Raw genomic sequence first — 15,324 nt, 5'->3', positions numbered from 1 at the left:
TGAACTGGTGCATTTTCTACGGCAAGCCACGCGACGAATATCCGGAGGCGAACAAAGACTGAGGCAATAAGCGATCGCATTTTCAAGCCCACCGCATCAACGGTGGGCTTTCGCATATCCGAAGGTGGGTTGGCCCAGCGGCGACGGCAGGAGCCTGTAAATCTCCGACACCGACACATCGCGGGTTCGAATCCCGCACCCCTTAGCGTGGCACTAGAGTGATAGCGTAATGCGACAAAACGACGCCAACCATGAGGACATGTCTGGACGCGTGGTGCTATAAGGGGCGCTTATAACGACATTCAAGTTTTCCTGATGCCCGATAAACGAAGGTTATGTGATAGCTTAGGCGGGTTGCATTGTTCATATCAGATGGAGGATTTCATGTCCGCTCTCACTTCCGTCTCCGGTTTCCCGCGCATCGGCCAGAATCGTGAGCTGAAGAAGATTATCGAAGCATACTGGAAAGGCAACGCCGCGCTCGATGATGTGCGCGCGACTGCCAAGGAGCTGCGTTCCAAGCACTGGAAGCTGCAGAAGGTCGCCGGCATCGATTTGATTCCGAGCAACGACTTCAGCTACTACGACCAGATGCTCGACACCGCCATCCTGCTGAACGTCATTCCGGAGCGCTACCAGCGTCTAGCCTTCGACAACCCGGAGGAGACCCTCTTCGCGATGGGTCGCGGTTACCAGGGCGAGAAGGGCGACGTCACCGCGCTGCCGATGAAGAAATGGTTCACCACCAACTACCACTACCTCGTTCCGGAAATCGAAGACTCCGCCGAGATCAAGCTCAACAGCACCAAGCCGTTCGACGAGTTCAACGAGGCCAAGGAGCTGGGCATCGTCACCAAGCCGGTGCTCATCGGCCCGTACACCTTCCTGAAGCTCGCTCGCGACCCGCAGGCCGAGGAACTGGAATACGACAAGGGTCTGGTGAACGCGGTCGCCGCGGTCTACGCCGAAGTCGTGTCCAAGTTCGCCGAACTGGGCGCCGAATGGATTCAGATCGACGAACCGTACCTCGTGCTCGACAAGGAGCCGGGAGATGTCGAACTGTTCAAGTCCCTGTACGCCAAGATCCTGCCGGCGCGCGAAGGCAAGGTCAAGCTGCTGCTCAACACCTACTTCGGCCATATCGCCGACATCTACGAAACCATCAACCTGCTGGGCTTCGACGGCATCGGTCTCGACCTGAACGAAGGCAAGGATGAGAACCTCGCTGCGGTCGAGAAGTTCGGCGTCGCCGAGAACACCACCATTTTCGCCGGCGTGATCAACGGCCGCAACATCTGGCGCAACAACTACGCCGTCAGCCTCGGCCTCCTCGACGCGTTGAAGCAGGTCACCCCCAACGTGGCCGTCTCCACCGCCAGCTCCCTGCTGCACGTGCCGTTCAGCACCGAGGGCGAAGACGGTCTCGCCGCCGACGTGCTCAAGCACTTCGCCTTCGCGGTCGAAAAGCTCGATGAACTGCACGAAGTCGCCGTGCTCGCCGACGCCAGCGAGGAAGACAAGAAGGAATCCGCCGAGCTGGCCGCCAACCAGGCGCTGTTCGACGGCACCCGCGTCGCCGAGGACAAGGCGGTCGCCGACCGCATCGCAGCCCTGACCGACGCCGACTTCGTCCGTCAGCCGGCCCGCGCCGAACGCCAGAAGGAGCAGCGCGAGGCCCTTGGCCTGCCGCTGCTGCCGACCACCACCATCGGCTCCTTCCCCCAGACCAGGGAAGTGCGTGCCGAACGCGCCAAGCTACGCAAGGGTGAGATCACCAAAGCCGAATACGACGAGTTCATGAAGCAGCAAATCGACGCCTGCATCAAGCATCAGGAGGAGATTGGCCTCGATGTGCTCGTGCATGGCGAATTCGAACGCAACGACATGGTCGAATACTTCGGCCAGAACCTCAACGGCTTCCTGTTCACCAAGAACGCCTGGGTGCAGTCCTACGGCACCCGTTGCGTGAAGCCTCCGATCGTGTGGGGCGATGTCTCCCGCGCCAACCCGATCACCGTGGAGTGGAGCGCCTACGCGCAGTCCCGTACCAACCACGTGATGAAGGGCATGCTCACCGGCCCGGTGACCATCCTCAACTGGTCTTGGCCGCGTGAGGACATCACCCACGAGCAGCAGACGCAGCAGCTCGCCCTCGCCATCCGTGACGAAGTGCTCGACCTCGAAAAGGCCGGCATCAAGGTCATCCAGATCGATGAGGCCGCATTGCGTGAGAAGCTGCCGCTGAGGAAGACCGATTGGCACAAGAAGTACCTCGATTGGGCCATTCCCGCGTTCCGCCTGGTGCACTCCGCGGTCAAGCCGACCACGCAGATCCACACCCACATGTGCTACTCGGAGTTCAACGACATCATCAAGGACATCGACGCCATGGACGCGGATGTGATCTCCTTCGAGGCGTCCCGCGGCGATCTCGTGGTGCTCGACGCCATCCACGACGCCGATTTCGAGACCGAAGCCGGCCCGGGCGTCTACGACATCCACTCTCCGCGCATCCCGTCCGAGAAGGAAATCGAAGACCGCATCTACGAAATCCTCAAGAAGATGGATGTCGAAAAGGTCTGGATCAACCCGGATTGCGGTCTGAAGACCCGTGGCAACGCCGAAACCTGGCCGAGCCTGGAGAATCTCGTCGCCGCGGCCAAGGCCGTTCGCGCCAAGCTCACCAAGTAAGGTCAAGCAGGAAACGAATCCCATGCATTCACCACTGTTCTCGCTTGAGGTCTTTCCTCCGAAGCGAACCTCCCCTGTAGGGACCATCTACGACACGTTGGATGGCCTGCAGGGGGTGGACCCCGATTTCATTTCCGTCACCTACGGTACGGGTAAGTCGTCCGACCGCACGCTGACCGCGCGCATCGCGCACACCGTCGGCGAATACGGCATTCCCTGCGTGGCGCACCTGACCGCCCAGTATCTGGACAAGGATGACGTCGACGAGGCACTCGACATGTTCTCCCAGGCCAAGGTTCTCGGCGTGCTCGCCTTGCGCGGCGACCGGGTCGAGGGCGTGGAGCCCGCCGGAGTGTTCGAGCACGCCAGCGATCTGGCCGCGTACATCCGCGTGCGTCATCCCGAGATGAAACTGTACGGCGCGTGCTATCCGGAAAAGCATCCCCAGGCCGCAACGCTGAAAAGCGACATCGACAATCTTAAAAAGAAGGTCGATTCCGGCGTGACGCATTTGATTTCGCAGTTGTTCTACGACAATGAGGATTTCTTCCGCTTCCTCGACGCGGCGCATGCCGCCGGCATCGAAGTGCCGATTGAGGCGGGAATCATGCCGGTCATGAACGCGAAATCCGTGCTTCGCATGTCGAGAATGTGCGCATCACGCATACCGGGGAAGGTGCAACGCATCATAGACAAATGGGGCGATGATCAGGCTGCGCTCAAGGAGGCCGGCATCATCTACGCTTCCGAGCAGATCAGCGATCTGGTCGCCCACGGGGTCGACGGCGTGCACCTGTATACGATGAACCATCCAAGCGTCAGCAGGCGCATCTGGTTCAACGTCAAACCACTCTTCGTCTGATTCCAGGCGATGCAACAAACATCAGGGGCGGTCATGGGTTTCCATGGCCGCCCCTGATGCGTCCCAAGCATATCCCGCGGCCGTTTCATGCGGTTTCAAAAATATGGTTACTATAGGAGCCATGACTTCTACGCACATGTTTGGGGCGCTCGATTTGATTCGGGCGGGGTTGCAGGATCTCGACAAGGCGCATGCGTTGTTTGCGGAATTGCATGATGACGGCATCGATGATGGCCGGTTGCGCCTGCTGTTGTCGACGTTGGAGAAGGCATGCGATCCCGACGTGGCGTTGCGCAATCTTGTGGACATCATCAAAGTGGTGCAAAGTCAAGGCAGGGATTTCACGGGCATCGTCGCCGACCCGGACGCGTTCGTGCGGCTCATCACCGTTCTCGGCGTTTCCGACGAAATGGGCAAACTCATGCGGTTCCGTCCCGAACTCGTCGAAGCCGCGGCCAACGACGCGTGCGAAAGCCATCTGTACAACCACCGTCAGCGCAGGGACCATGTGCTGGAATCGGTGGGGGCCGATCCCGACAACGTGTCCATGCCGAAGGCCGGCATGCCGCTTGCCGACGCCGCGACCGCGCTGCGCAGAACATACCGCAAACAGCTGTCGTCCATCATGGCGCAGGACGCCACCGCCGCCGACCCCATCGAAATACAGCCGCGCATCAGCCAGGAACTGTCCGATCTCGCCGACGCGGCCCTCGAAGGGGCCCTGGCCATCGCCCGCAACGAGGTGGAGGGCAGCGAACATGTACGCTTTGCCATCATCGGCATGGGCAAACTCGGCGCCCGGGAACTCAATTACGTTTCCGATGTTGACCTGATTTATGTGGTGGAGCCCGCCGATGCCGAAACCAACGGCATGGCGCTCAACCGCATCGGCACCAAAATGGCGACCACGATGCAGCGTGTATGCCAATCCGTCATCATGGGCGTCGCCGAACCGACGTTGTGGCAGATCGATGGAGGACTGCGGCCGGAAGGCAAAGACGGCCCGCTGGTGCGGCGGCTCGATTCGCATAAGGCATATTACGAGCAATGGGCGGAGAACTGGGAGTTTCAGGCGCTGCTCAAGGCGCGTCCCGTCGCCGGCGATCCGGAACTCGGCAAGGCCTACATGGACATGACCCGTCCATTCGTCTGGTCGGCGTCCAAACGCGACAATTTCGTCTATGACTGCCAGCAGATGCGCAAACGCGTCGAGGACCTCATTCCGGAACCGCTCAAGGACCGTGAGATCAAACTCGGCAGGGGAGGCCTGCGCGATGTCGAGTTCACCGTGCAGATGCTGCAATTGGTGCACGGGCGGTCCGATGAGACGCTGCGCACCAGCGCCACCCTCGAATCGTTGCGCGCGCTGGCCGAAGGCGGATACGTCTCGCGCAAACAGGCGAAGAAGCTCTCTTGGGATTATCGCTTCGAACGCGTGCTGGAGCATCGGCAGCAGATGTGGTCGCTCAAGCGCACCCACTTGTTCCCCGATTTGGGCAAGGCCAACAGGGGCGGCATCGAGCGCAAGCGCGACATCAGCATCGACGAGCTCAGCCAGAACCTTGAACTGCGTCGCCTGGCACGCACCTTCCATATGCATCCGGAGGAACTCGTCGACAAATACGACGAAACCCGTCGCGAGGTGCGTCACCTGCACATGGACATCTACTACCGGCCCATGCTGCCGATCAACGCCGGGCTGGATGACGAACAGGTGAGATTGTCGGCGAAGGCCGCGCAGGAGCGTTTCGAATCCATCGGATTCGCCGATACCGACGCGGCCATGCGCCATGTCGTCGCATTGACATCCGGAGTGTCCCGTGCGGCGAAGATCAACCGCATTCTGCTGCCGGCCGTATTGCAATGGCTTGGTGATGGGCAGAACCCCGATATGGGACTGCTCAACTGGCGCAAGCTTGAAGAGAACTTCGGCTCGGACAGCGGATACATCGGCTTCCTGCGCGACTCGTCCTCCGCGGCGCAAAGACTGTGCCATGTACTTTCCAATTCCAGGTTCCTGGGCGACGCGCTCAACAAATCCGCCGAATCCGTCACATGGCTCGGCAACGACGAATCGTTGCAACCCCGTTCCCGGGAAAGCCTCGATGTGCAGACCAACGCGGCTTTGGAACGCAACGCGGGCAACATCAACGACTTCGCCAATTCCATCCGCGCCATGCGCCGGCAGGAGATTGAGCGCATAGGCCTATCGTGGATGAATGGCGTCGTCGATGCCGCCGCTTCGTTGGAGGGCATGACCGACGTATACGACGCGGCCATCGACGCTTCGCTTGCCTGGGCCATTCGGCACAGAACCGATGACATGGGATTCGAAGAGCCGCCTGCGGTGATTTCGGTGATCGCCATGGGACGTTACGGTGGCAGGGAAGTGAACTTCAGTTCCGACGCCGATGTGATCATCATCTACCGTCCGGCCGATGGCGCCGATGATGGGCAGGCGAACCTGTTCGCCCGCAAGGTCCAAGAGGATCTGCGTTCCATCCTGCAGGGTCCCACCACCTTGGAGCCGAAGATCGAGCTCGACATGGATCTGCGGCCCGAAGGCAAGAACGGACCGTTGGTGCGTTCGTATGCGTCCTGCGAGGAATACTATCGTTCATGGGCGAGCACATGGGAGCATCAGGCGCTGCTTCGTGCCCGATATGCAGCGGGGGACGCGGCTCTTGCCGAGGATTTCCTGATGAACATCGCGGATCCCCTGCGTTATCCGAAGACGGACCTCACGGAAACGCAGATCGCCGAAATACGTCGTCTCAAGGCGCGCATGGAAGCCGAAAGGCTCCCTCGCGGCGTGCGCAGGGACCGTCATCTGAAACTCGGCAAAGGCGGATTGTCCGACGTTGAATGGACGGTGCAGCTCTTGCAGTTGCAGCATGCCGGGAATGACGCCAAACTCCGTGTCAACGGCACATTGCAGGCCTTGGACGAATTGGAACGTCGCAGATTGGTTTCCACTGCGGACGCGGTTGTGCTGCGTAGGGCATGGCGCATGTGCACCGCGGCGCGCAATGGCAGTTATCTGTGGAGTGGGCGCGTGAGCCAGGCGGATATTCTGCCCGATGACACCTATTCGCTCGGCGGCATCGCCGTGTATCTCGGATACGACGCGAATCGGGGCCAGCATTTCGAAAACGACCTGCTGGCGATGATGCGCAAGGCGCGGGATGTGATGGAGCGGCTGTTCTACGGCCGTTCGTAAGGGCATTCCCCGGTATGGGCTGATACATGGCGGTCGTCCCATGTCGTATCGAGATGCCTTCGTCACGCCGCCATTGGCTTGGCGGAACGGTACCGGAATGCCGGCGGCACCGGCGGCGCGACGATTGTTATGGTGAACACGCGGTAAACCCGCGGGTCAGCGGCTCAGGCTATAGTTGGCTAGGTCACTTCGAGTGGCCACCTTCAACCACAAGTGCATGAAAGGTGAGCCGTTGTCCTCAACACTCGAACCGGCGGTAGAGACGCCGATGGTCGGTAAAAGCGTCATCACTCTTGACGATTTATCCATTCATCAGATTCAGGAGTTGCTGCATAAGGCGCAGTACATCGATTCCCATCGCAAACAAGTGGCGCACACCTGCGAAGGCAGGGTGCTCGCCACTTTGTTTTATGAGCCCAGCACCCGAACCCGTCTGAGCTTCGAAACCGCCATGCTCCGGCTCGGCGGCAAGGTGATCGGCTTCGCCGGAGCCCAGCTGGCCTCCGTCACCAAGGGCGAGACCATCGCCGATACGCTGAAGACCGTTTCCAATTATGTTGATGTGGTCGCGATTCGCCACCCCAAGGAGGGAGCTGCGCTGGTCGCGTCCCGCGCCGCCTCCGTGCCCGTCATCAACGCCGGCGATGGCGGCCACATGCATCCGACGCAGACGCTCGCCGATCTGGCCACGCTGCAATCGCGCTTCGGACGCGTCAACAATCTGACCGTCGGACTGTGCGGCGACCTGACCTTCGGACGCACCGTGCACTCCCTGATCGAGACGCTGTGCCGTTTCGGCAACGTGAACTTCGTGCTGATCAGCCCCGATGAGCTCAAGACCCCGCAGTACGTGCTCGACCGCATCGACGCCACACCGTCCTGCTCCTACACCGAGGTCAAGGATCTGGTGTCCGTCATCGGCGACCTCGACGTGCTGTACATGACCCGCGTGCAGAAGGAACGCTTCTTCAACGAGGACGATTACCTGCGCCTGCGCGACACCTACATCCTCGATGAGGCCAAGATGGCCTACGCCAAAAAGGACATGGCCGTGCTGCATCCGCTGCCGCGAGTCAACGAAATCGCCGTGGAAGTGGACGACGATCCGCGCGCCGCCTACTTCGAGCAGGTCAAGAACGGCATGCTCATGCGCATGGCACTGGAAAGCTCGGTGGTCGGTGACGACCTTCCGGGCTACGAACCGCTTGAATCCGAGGAGGTTGCGGCCTGATGGAAGTCACCAGCATTCAGAACGGCATCATCATCGATCATGTGCCGGCGGGCACCGCGCTCAAGGTGCTTGAATATCTCAAAATCGATCCGTCCAAAACCAAACTCGCATTGATCATGAACACCGACAGCCACATGTACGGCACCAAGGACATCATCAAGATCGAGGACGCGACCGAATCCGTCGATCTTGACGTTCTCGGCCTCGTGGCGCGCACCGCGACCGTGGGCATCGTGCGCGGCGGCAAAATCGTCGAGAAGAAGAAGCCGCATCTGCCGGAACATGTCGTCAACATCATCAAATGCGTGAACCCGCGCTGCGTGACCACCACCGAGCCGGCTGTGCAGATGTTCCACCTGGTGCATTCCGATCGACAGGAATACCGTTGCGATTACTGCGACGAGGAAGCGAAGTTCTGACATGGCGCTCACCCTGCACGACATCAAAGTATGGAACACCGGAGAGGTCATCGACCTGATCGTGCCGTCCGACGCGGATGAGTCGGTCGACGCTTCGGCATTGACCATCGCCCCCGGTTTCGAAGATCCGCATGTGCACTTCCGCGATCCCGGGCAGACCTACAAGGAATCCATGATCTCCGGCTGCGCGGCCGCAGCCTCCGGCGGATACACGAATGTGCTGATCATGCCGAACACCGTTCCCGCCATGGATGGCAGAAAGGTGCGTGCCGGCGAGCCCGGCGCGTCCGAAGTGCTTGACGCCGGATACGACACCGTCATCGACTATCTGCAGCATTACGAGGCGGCCCACGATGTGAAGCTGCCGGTCCGCTACGATCTATGCGTATGCGCGTCCAAGGGGCGCGCCGGACAGGAGGCCACCGACGTGGCCGATTGGATCGGCTATCTTCCGGAGCATGACGATGACCGGAAGGACGCCTACCAGCTCGCCCATCCGGTGACCGCCGTCAGCGATGACGGGGCCGCGGTGACGCCCGGAATTCTGGATCAGGTGTTCGCCAACGTCAAGGAATCCGGCTTGTATCTCATCGAACATTGCGAGCACCATGACACCGGTGCCGTCAACGAGGGGCCGGTATCCCGAAAGCTGGGCGTTCCGGGCATTCCCGAAGACACCGAGCTGCGTGTCGTGGAACGTGACATCGACATGGCCCGCAAAACCGGCGTGCATGTGCATTTTCAGCATGTGAGCACCGCGATTTCCTTCGACGCGATTCGCAAGGCCAAAGCCGAGGGGCTGCCAATCACCTGCGAGACCGCCCCCCACTACATCGCACTGAGCGACGAGGCGCTGCTTGAATACGGAACGTTGGCGAAGATGAACCCGCCGCTGCGTTCCGAGGCTGACCGCCAAGCCACCATCGCGGCCATCGCGGACGGTACCGTCGACATGCTCGCCACCGATCATGCGCCGCACACCATGGAGGAGAAGGAACGTGGGTTCCTCGACGCCCCGAACGGCATCATCGGTCTGGAATGCGCATACGGCGTATGCCACAAGGTGCTTGTCGACGGCGGGTTCATCTCCGACGAGCGTCTGATCGAACTCATGGCCACCGCGCCCGCCGAGCTCATGGGCCACGACAAAACCGATGTGACCGCGGTATTGGATGAGTATGCCGACGCCGTACCGGGCGACGACCGAACCAAACGCGTGCTCAATCTCGGCAAGGTGCCCGGCGTCGAGCACGTGGATTTGGTCGTGCTCGACACTGCAGGGGCATGGACCGTCGATCCGGAGAAGTTCCATTCCTCGGCGCGCAACACCCCATTCGGAGGCTGGCACGTCACCGGCCGTCCACTCGCCACCATCATTGGTTCGGAACTGGCTTTCAGCCGCATTGACAAGGAGGATTGATGGATCGTCTGATTGAAGCGATCGAGACGAAGCAGAACCCAAGCGTCGTCGGACTTGATCCGACCGAGGCGCTGGTCCCTCGCCAAGTGGTGAGCAGCTTCGCCGAGGAGATTTCCGAACAAGTCGAGGATCCGTCCGAGGCGCCGGCGGCCCAACTTGGCGTCGCGTTTTTCGAATTCAACCGCGCCATCATCGACGCCGTCGCGGATATCGTGCCGGCGGTCAAACCGCAGATCGCCATGTACGAGGCGTTGGGGCCGGCGGGCATCGACGCATACACCATGACCTGCGAATACGCGAAGCAGCAGGGGCTGTATGTGTTGGGCGATGTCAAGCGCGGCGACATCGGTTCCACCGCGGCCGCCTACGCTCACCATTTGAGTGGTGTGGGCGCGGATGACGGAGCATTCGACCCTTGGCACGAGGATGCTGTGACGGTGAATCCGTATCTCGGCACCGATGGCATCACTCCGTTCGTCGAGGCCGCCACCTCTTCGGACAAGGACATCTTCGTGTTGGTGCGCACGTCCAACCCATCCAGCAGCGAGTTGCAGGAGCTGGAACTCGCCTCCGGCGAACGCGTGTATGAGCACGTCGCCGATTTGGTGGAGCACTGGGGCGAGTTGACCATCGGCAAGAACGGATATTCCCGCGTGGGCGCGGTGGTCGGAGCCACACATCCCGAGGAAGGCAAGGCGCTGCGCGCGCGTATGCCGCATACCTTCTTCCTGGTTCCGGGCTACGGCGCACAAGGTGGCACGGCCCAAGGCGTCGCAGGCATGTTCGACAAGGACGGACTGGGTGCGCTGGTCAACTCGTCCCGTGGCATCATCGGCGCATGGAGGAAGACCGGCAGGTATTCCGAATCCATGAGCGCCGACGACGCGTTGGCCCTGGTGGCCGAATCCGCACGCGAGGCGGCGAAGAACATGCGCGACGACCTGCGCGCGGTATTGCCGTAAGTCGCTGCATGGCGCAGGTTCCTGCGCCATGCGCGCATGAATGTCCGAATCTGGAAATCGTAATATTCGAACGCAAAAGAAAAGGGAGTCCATGACCACCGCAACAACGTTCGTTCCGACCGTCGCAGAGGCGACGAAGGCGGGTTTCTTCCCGATCCGCCACGAAGTCGAAATCGTTGATAACCGGGAATTGACCGACGGCGTGTACCGTCTGACTTTCCGAGACGAATACATCGCAGACCACGCCAAGCCGGCGCAGTTCGTAGACGTGTATTCCAACGACCGGACCCGACTGATGCCGCGCCCATTCGGCGTGGCCGAGGTTAACGGCGACGAAGTCAGCCTCATGTTCGCCGTGGTCGGCAAGGGAACGGCGGAGTTCGCCGAGCTGAAGCCAGGCGACACCATCCGCGTGATGGGGCCGCTGGGCAATTCCTTCAAGACCAAGGAACCCGCGAATTACGTATTGGTCGCCGGTGGACTTGGCGTGCCGCCGCTGGTCCGCGCCGCTCAATGCATCGCCGATGCGGGCAATAACGCCAAAAGCACTGCGGTGTTCGGTTACCGCAACGTGCATTTCGGCGATGACTATGTCGGTCGATACGCGGACAAGGTATACAGCATCGACGAATCGGAAGGCAATGTCATCACGTTGCTCGACAGGATCGAAGGCGAGCTGCGAGACGACGAGTTGAAGCCGGTGATCCTCTCCTGCGGCCCCTTGCCGATGATGAAAGCCGTTGCAGAATGGGCCGCGAAGCGTGGCATCGAAACGCAGTTGAGCTTGGAGCAGCGCATGGGCTGCGGTTACGGAACATGTGTGCTGTGCACGGTCGACACGACCGAGGGACGATTGAAGGTCTGCTCCGACGGACCGGTCTTTACCCGTGAGCGTCTGGGATGGGGTGAATGAGAAATGGCGACTGATACCATGCGACATGAAAACCTGTACGAACAGCATGAATGGAAGCACTCCACGCAAGTGGCGGGCGTCACATGGAAGAATCCGGTGGCGACGGCCTCCGGCACCTTCCAGTATGCGGCCGTCCGCTGGTTCTACGATGTGAGCCAGCTCGGTGCCGTCACCACCAAGGGCGTCTCTCCGGTACCGTGGGAAGGCAACCCCGGCATTCGCACCGCGGAAGGCCCGTCCAGCAATATCAACGCCGTCGGTCTGCAGAACCCCGGTGTGGACCATTATCTGGAAGACGATTTGCCCAAGCTCAAGGCCATCAACGCCACCGTGGTGGCGAATGTGGCGGGACACTGCGATGATGACTATGCCGAAGTCGTGGCTAAGCTCAACGATTCCCCGGCGGATATGCTGGAGATCAACGTGAGCTGTCCGAATGTGTCCGCAGGAGGCATGAGCGTCGGCACGGATCCGGTGGCATTGAGCCGTCTGATCACCAGGCTGCGCAAGATCACTGACAAGAAGATGATCGTCAAACTCACGCCGAACGTCACCGATATCACCGTGCCGGCGCGCGCGGCCGTCGAAAGCGGCGCCGACGCGTTGAGCCTGATCAACACCCTGCTGGGCATGCGCATCAACATCCGCACCGGCAAGCCGATCATCGACCATGTGACCGGCGGTGTTTCCGGCCCCGCGGTATTGCCGATGGGTCTGGCCGCCGTATGGCGTGTGCGTGGCGCTTTGCCGAAGATTCCAATCATCGGCATCGGCGGCATCGATTCCGGTGAGAAGGCTCTGGAATATCTATATGCCGGAGCGAATGCGGTGGAGGTCGGCGCCGCGGCATTGTTCGAACCGACCGCGCCCTTGCGCGTGGCCCGCGAACTCGATGACCTGTTGGATGACCGTCCGGAACTCGCGGCCAAACTAGCCAAGGGCGAAACCTGGCGCTGAACGTAGTTTGCCATCAAAGGAGCAGAAAATGACTGAATCACTCGACCATCGTTTTACCGAATTCCTGCTGGAGGCCAAGGCGTTGAAATTCGGCGAGTTCACGCTGAAGTCCGGACGCAAGTCGCCGTACTTCATCAATGCGGGCGCCTTCAACGACGGCAGGAAGATCGCTCGTCTGGGCGCGTTCTATGCGGAGAAGATCGCTGCGGAAATCGGGGCCGGCAATCTTCCGGAAGACATCGACACCGTGTTCGGCCCTGCATACAAGGGCATTCCCCTGGGCGTGTCCACGGCCATCGCATTGACTTCCGCGCATGGCATGGAAATCGGCTACACGTTCGATCGCAAGGAGAAGAAGGACCACGGCGACGGCGGCATGATGGTCGGCACACAGTTGACCGATGGCATGAAGGTGCTGCTCGTCGATGATGTGATGACCGCGGGCACGGCTGTGCGCGAGGTCATTCCGAAGCTCAAGGCCGAAGCGAACGTCGAGGTTGTGGGACTGGTGCTGAGTGTGGACCGCATGGAGAAGACCAAGGATTCCGACACCTCCGCGGTGAAGGCCGTCGAGGCGGAATTCGGTTTCCCGGTGTTCTCCATCGCCAACGTCAAGGAGATCTTCGAGGCTGGACAGCACATTCGGACCGCAGACGGCACGCCATATGTCACTTCGGAGATCAAGGCTGCCGCGGACGCCTATCTCGAGCGCTATGGCGCCTGAGCCGTTACCGCAGATAAAGCCCATACCCCAACTGTTAAAGGTATGGCCATAACAGGAGATGCACTGTATCGCTCATGAGCGATACAGTGCATCTCCTGTTATGAAACAGGCTGGAACCGAACCCGCGATGCATGGGAATCGAATTCCAGCCTGATTGAAAAGAACTCGTAAAACGTCAGTCGATGAGGTTGTATCCATGGCTTGAAACCACGGACTTCAGCTTCTCCAGATAGGTTTCCGCGGCCTTCGACAGCTTCGCGCGCTCATTGGTGATCCAGCCGACAAGCATCGTCTCATCGGTGTCGAGCGGCACGGTCACGATTTTCTCGTTGTTGAGGTCGCCGTTGTCGATGCCCGTGCACACCGTATAACCGTTCAGCCCGATGATGAAGTTCAAAATGGTCGCACGATCGGTGACGTTGATTTGCTTGGGGGAGTATTCCGGCCAGACCGCCTCTTCCGCGAAGAAGAAGCTTCCTTCCTCTCCCTGTTCGTATTGGATGAACGGGAAAGGCTTCAGGTCATCCATCGTGACCTTCTTCTTGGTTGCCAGAGGATTGTTTCTGGAAAGGAACACATGCAACGGCGCGCGGAACAACGGATGGAATTCGAGATGCTTCTCACGCAGCAGCTTGCCGATGACGTCCTTGTTGAAATCGGACAAGTAGATGATGCCGATTTCCGACAGCATGTTCGCCACCTGGTTGATGATGTCCTTCGTGCGGGTCTCGCGAATGGTGAATTCGTACTCGTCGGACTTGATGGAATTGATCATCTCCACGAACGCTTCGACGGCGAACATGTAGTGCTGTGTGGAGACGGAGCATAGCTGCTTGCGCGGCTTGGCGTTCTTGTAGCGTTCCTCGAGCAGCGATGCCTGATCGAGAACCTGGCGCGCGTAGGTGAGGAATTCCGCACCGTCCACCGTCAGCGCGATGCCTTGTGAGGAACGCGTGAAAATCTCAATGCCGAGCTCGTTCTCGAGTTCCTTGACCGAAGAGCTCAATGCGGGCTGCGACACGTACAGTTCGTGGGAGGCTTCATTCATGGAGCCGCATTCCACGATTTTCACAATGTACTTAAGCTGTAGGAGAGTCATAACACATAGTTATAGCAGACGCCGTTTACGGAAAGAGCGTTTATAATCCCTGATGTCGTATCGCGAACGCGTCTGCGAATCATGTCAGAACCTCATGCCGAGCGAGGCGAGATCCCTGCGGGCCTGCTGCGCGTCGGTGAAACGGAAGGCGTGCATGCCTACGGCTCGTGCGCCTGTGACGTTCTTCGACGTATCGTCCAGGAACACGGAGGATTCCGGCGCGATGTCGAAACGGGACAGTGCCAATTCGTAAATGTCGGCGTTCGGCTTGTGTAGCTTCTCCACGCCGGATACCACGGTGTCCTGCAGGAGCTCGGCGAGCTGTGGGAATTTCTCGAATGCGAAATGGAACGTCTCATGCGACCAATTCGTCAATCCCCAAACACCGTAGCCGGCCGCCTTCAGGTCCCTCAGTAGCTGCTCCATGCCGGGCAGCATGCAGGGGAGCGCGTCATCGTAGTGAGCGATATAGTAACGGAAGATTTCGGCCAGTTCCTCGCCCTGCTCCCGTACCACGTCGGGGTAGATGTGGTCGAAGTCCTCCCCGGCGTCCATGCGGTCCTCATAGCCGAAGAATCCGCAGGGGTCGTCATCGGCGCAGATGCGGTCGACGATCGCGTCGTCGAATTTACCCTGCAAGCAGGCGCGCGTCTGCCAATCCAACAGCACTCCGCAGAAATCGAAAACGACGTCGGTGATGGAAACGGTCGTTTCAGTCATGGAAAACCCTTTCGAAGAAGAAAGCCGAACGTTGTCAGTCTACGGTATCGGCATGGAATACGGCATGTTGCGTCCCAAGGGCAGGGGCATGGCACGCGGATTCGTC

At 60.0% G+C, this 15,324-nt stretch carries 12 protein-coding genes; 10 read left to right on the top strand and 2 right to left on the bottom strand.

Annotation, left to right across the window (positions count from 1 at the left end; all coding sequences use genetic code 11):
* The first annotated feature begins 384 nt into the window (after positions 1-384).
* From metE to pyrE, 10 genes are all read left to right on the top strand, one after another.
* On the top strand, positions 385-2,691 hold the full coding sequence (gene metE / locus B3C64_RS03785; RefSeq protein ID WP_291533840.1) for a 5-methyltetrahydropteroyltriglutamate--homocysteine S-methyltransferase: 2,307 nt from the start codon (positions 385-387) through the stop codon (positions 2,689-2,691).
* Between the two features lie 22 nt (positions 2,692-2,713).
* A complete protein-coding gene (metF, locus tag B3C64_RS03780) occupies positions 2,714-3,553 on the top strand; it encodes a methylenetetrahydrofolate reductase [NAD(P)H] (protein ID WP_291533839.1) in 840 nt (279 codons plus the stop codon).
* 121 nt (positions 3,554-3,674) lie between these two features.
* The gene (locus B3C64_RS03775) at positions 3,675-6,773 is read left to right on the top strand and encodes a bifunctional [glutamine synthetase] adenylyltransferase/[glutamine synthetase]-adenylyl-L-tyrosine phosphorylase (protein WP_291533838.1); all 3,099 of its coding nucleotides are present in this window, start codon (positions 3,675-3,677) and stop codon (positions 6,771-6,773) included.
* A gap of 268 nt (positions 6,774-7,041) precedes the next feature.
* Complete coding sequence (pyrB, locus tag B3C64_RS03770; RefSeq protein ID WP_291533837.1) at positions 7,042-8,004, top strand: aspartate carbamoyltransferase; 963 nt, start codon at positions 7,042-7,044, stop codon at positions 8,002-8,004.
* Positions 8,004-8,423 (top strand): aspartate carbamoyltransferase regulatory subunit, encoded by a 420-nt coding sequence (locus B3C64_RS03765; protein ID WP_291533836.1) that lies wholly within the window; start codon positions 8,004-8,006, stop codon positions 8,421-8,423. The genes pyrB and B3C64_RS03765 overlap by 1 nt, the downstream gene beginning before the upstream one ends.
* A 1-nt stretch (position 8,424) precedes the next feature.
* A complete protein-coding gene (locus B3C64_RS03760; RefSeq protein WP_291533835.1) occupies positions 8,425-9,843 on the top strand; it encodes a dihydroorotase in 1,419 nt (472 codons plus the stop codon).
* Complete coding sequence (gene pyrF / locus B3C64_RS03755) at positions 9,843-10,805, top strand: orotidine-5'-phosphate decarboxylase (protein ID WP_291533834.1); 963 nt, start codon at positions 9,843-9,845, stop codon at positions 10,803-10,805. Before B3C64_RS03760 ends, pyrF begins: the two co-directional genes overlap by 1 nt.
* A 91-nt stretch (positions 10,806-10,896) precedes the next feature.
* Positions 10,897-11,718 carry a dihydroorotate dehydrogenase electron transfer subunit gene (locus B3C64_RS03750; RefSeq protein ID WP_291533833.1) on the top strand — a complete coding sequence of 274 codons (822 nt, stop codon included), beginning with the start codon at positions 10,897-10,899 and terminating at the stop codon, positions 11,716-11,718.
* Positions 11,719-11,721: 3 nt separating this feature from the next.
* Complete coding sequence (locus B3C64_RS03745) at positions 11,722-12,675, top strand: dihydroorotate dehydrogenase (protein WP_291533832.1); 954 nt, start codon at positions 11,722-11,724, stop codon at positions 12,673-12,675.
* A 28-nt stretch (positions 12,676-12,703) separates the two neighbouring features.
* Positions 12,704-13,399 (top strand): orotate phosphoribosyltransferase, encoded by a 696-nt coding sequence (gene pyrE, locus B3C64_RS03740; RefSeq protein ID WP_291533831.1) that lies wholly within the window; start codon positions 12,704-12,706, stop codon positions 13,397-13,399.
* Positions 13,400-13,574: 175 nt separating this feature from the next.
* Here the strand turns inward: pyrE and B3C64_RS03735 are convergent, their stop codons facing one another.
* Positions 13,575-14,498, bottom strand: coding sequence for a LysR family transcriptional regulator (locus B3C64_RS03735; protein WP_291533830.1), 924 nt, complete (start codon positions 14,496-14,498; stop codon positions 13,575-13,577).
* An 84-nt stretch (positions 14,499-14,582) separates the two neighbouring features.
* A complete protein-coding gene (locus B3C64_RS03730; protein ID WP_291533829.1) occupies positions 14,583-15,218 on the bottom strand; it encodes an HAD family hydrolase in 636 nt (211 codons plus the stop codon).
* Positions 15,219-15,324 lie beyond the last annotated feature (106 nt).

It is taken from the genome of Bifidobacterium sp. UBA6881 (genome assembly GCA_002451435.1).
GTDB lineage: Bacteria > Actinomycetota > Actinomycetes > Actinomycetales > Bifidobacteriaceae > Bifidobacterium.
This window is presented reverse-complemented; position numbering and strand designations above follow the sequence as displayed.